Raw genomic sequence first — 740 nt, forward strand, 5'->3', positions numbered from 1 at the left:
AAAATGCTTCAAGATTATTATCTTTACTTCTTACAAGATTTTTATCGCTACTTGAAAAAAATTCATCAACATAATCGCCATGACTATCTGCACCGTGAGTATGATAAGCAGCAACTCTATCTGTACCTGTGGGACATTTTCTTTTCAGAGGATATGACTCCTTTCTTAAATTATCAGTTTCTGCCTTAGATGCAAAATATTTTCCATTAGTATCTTTACAGACAATACCAGAGTATTCCATATCATTACATAGAGATCTATTCTGCGTTTCTTTCAAAGCATCTAACGCAGCATCTGCAGTACTATCAAATTTACTTGGTCCTATTATACGTGAAAGAACACCACAAACTCCCCCCGTACATGCTCCAGATCTGGCATCATCCCAAGTCTGCAATAATCCCATAGGGTCAATTTGTTGTAGTGGATTTAAAGGATACTGATATAAATTCCATCCCCCTTTCAACCCCATCGGGTCCTGAGTAATATACCGCCCCTGCAACGGATCGTAGTACCGGTGACGGTTATAGTACAGCCCTGATTCCTCATCATGCTGCTGCCCTGGCAGACGGTACGGCTGATACACATGTTGCGGGTTCTCCTCATTAAGCTGGTTGCCCCATTCATCATATTCCGCGCTCCACGCCGTATTGCCGTCTTCGCTGATAAGCGCCAGCGGCAGTCCCCGGTGGTCGCAGTGATAAAGATGAGCTTTTCGCGCCGGTGTGTATTCCGGCTCCACC

1 protein-coding gene is annotated in these 740 nt (G+C 43.9%); it reads right to left on the reverse strand.

Features of this window, described 5'->3' with window-relative positions:
* The coding region (locus RTW80_RS26560) for a DUF4329 domain-containing protein (protein ID WP_312721077.1) at positions 1-740 on the reverse strand (740 nt) is incomplete at both ends.

The sequence above is a fragment of the Escherichia sp. AM3 genome, assembly GCF_032029835.1.
Lineage (GTDB): Bacteria > Pseudomonadota > Gammaproteobacteria > Enterobacterales > Enterobacteriaceae > Escherichia > Escherichia coli.